This window comes from Parasutterella excrementihominis YIT 11859 (assembly GCF_000205025.1).
In the GTDB taxonomy this organism is placed as follows: Bacteria; Pseudomonadota; Gammaproteobacteria; order Burkholderiales; family Burkholderiaceae_F; genus Parasutterella; species Parasutterella excrementihominis.
This window is the reverse complement of record NZ_GL883716.1, coordinates 1-2091: the sequence shown is the minus strand read 5'-3', so window position 1 is coordinate 2091 and position 2091 is coordinate 1. Positions and strand designations below refer to the sequence as shown.

Here is a 2091-nt window from a genome sequence, read left to right as displayed (position 1 = left end):
CCCGTTTTCAATACCAGAATGATAAAGCGGAGGCCTTGAGCCCCCGCCAGATCTAGAGTCTTCTATTTTTTAATTTCTTAACTCGTTGTAGTAGAGCCGAACAAGTCTCGGACAGAGCGATACTGCCTCATCTTCTTCTTTAACGATCCTGCCTCCTCATAAGTTAGAGGAGGCGTTAGGCCTACGACACTCATAATGTCCTTGACTACGGTATTAAATCCGCTCGTGCCGTAAAGCTCTATACCTTTGGCCGGACTGATCAGTGCAATCAGAGCATTGTTCAAGCCGTCGATGATTTGGTCGGTGGTAGCTTTCTTGTTTTCCCTCTTTAGCCTGTATTCCAAGAAGCGATGCAGACACAGAGCAAGGAAGCAAATTAAGAAGTGACCTCGGACGTGATTTTCCAGCCGAACGTAGACAGGACGAGCTCTGAAGCTGCTCTTCAGATGTCTGAAGCTGTCTTCAATCTTCCATAAATTTTTGTAGATTTTCACCACTTCTAATGCCGGAGCATCCAGTGAAGTTTCAACAACGTGAATGCCGTCGAACTTGGATTGCTCTGCAATTAGAGCATCGTCTATTCGGGCAGACTCGGGGTCCATATCTACAACAACGTAGCTTCTGCCGCCTCTTTTAAAGCCGGCCTTGATGTCACTCGGGCTATCAACCAGGGCCTTGGCTTTTCTGATTAATCGCTCCCTGTCTTTCTTATCTTTCCTGGCACGGGATGCGGTCCAAGTAATGATGTATCGACGTTTCAGCTTGCTCTTTACGGTTTTGCCTGAGGCTGTTTTCACATGCTTCAGCTTGGCTTCCAGATCTTTTGTCTTCTCCTCGTTAGCCTCTTCAAAGGCGTACTCCGGAGTATCGTATTTGATCGGGCCGTCGGTATGGATTTCCTTGTACCAGCCGTAATCTATGATTTCACCATCGTCCGTGACTTTATTCATAGAAATTCTTCCTTCCTCAGAAAGCACCTGAGCTTTGATGTCATCGCTCGCTCCTCGGATCTTGGAAGATAAAACGTAGTTGTCCCCCAGCTTCACCAAGGAATCGATGTTTCCTTTGCTGTTGAGGCCGCGGTCGGCAACGACAGTAAAACTTTTAATGTTAAATTTTTTCTTTAACTCATCGACAAAGGGCACCATTGTCGCGCCTTCGCCCTGATTACCCTTGTATAAACCGTAGTCCAAAGGAAGTCCGTCTTTGTCAGTGGCTAAAGCCATGACCACTTGGACTTCATTAAATTTTTTGTCTTTGGAGTAGCCGAAGTCTCTGAGATCATCGGCGTTCGTACTTTCAAAGGCATAAGTCGTGATGTCATAGAGACAAACTGAGGTGTCCCGCTCAGGGACTTCTTTACCGATTTGCCGATTCCAATAGCGAATGATGTCGGTCTTGTGTTTACTCAGTACATCCAGCGATTTGTAAATATGATCAAGATTATTCAGCTCGACTCCGAGATAGTGACGAGGTCCTTCGATAGAGGAACGGCGTTTGGAAGCCGGATTTAGGATTCTGAGCAGGATCAAGTCTTTCGCAATCTTTGCCAGATCGTACTGGAACTCGGAACACTTTTTGATGTAGTCAAACTTCGCATCGAATTTCAATTGGTCATACAGACGCTGAAGAATGAGGCAGCCGGCACTTCGGGTTTCAAAAACGGCCTGTTTATCTAAACTTTGCCTTTCTAATAGCGTGGATAAATCGGAACTAAGGCTTTCCAGAGATGCTGGGGACGAGACCAGCTGTCTGCCTTTGCAGTTTCGATTCATTTCATCGACTTCCCGCTGAATCTTCTCAAGAGCAAGAGGATCTTGAGCCAAGAGATCCTTCTTTTTGCCAAACCGCTTAACGATCTCACGGATAGGATGATTGACTCCGGGTTTCCGAACGGAGCACTCAATGTAGACGCTGGAGTTTTCCAGTTTTGAACTAAATCCAAGTCTGTAGTGCATAGCTCCTCCTAGGCTAATCACAGACTTATTATACTACAAATAATACATAAGTTAAGAAAATATTTTTTGGCAAAAAAGAGAGCCCACGGGGGCTCGCGAGGTTTTTTAAACTAGCTCAGGTATTGAAAACGGG

General features: G+C 45.7%; 1 protein-coding gene. It reads right to left on the bottom strand.

Annotated elements, in window-relative coordinates; all coding sequences use genetic code 11:
• Nucleotides 1-77: 77 nt before the first annotated feature.
• Nucleotides 78-1958 (bottom strand): IS1634 family transposase, encoded by a 1881-nt coding sequence (locus tag HMPREF9439_RS06990; protein WP_008864320.1) that lies wholly within the window; start codon nt 1956-1958, stop codon nt 78-80.
• Nucleotides 1959-2091: the final 133 nt, after the last annotated feature.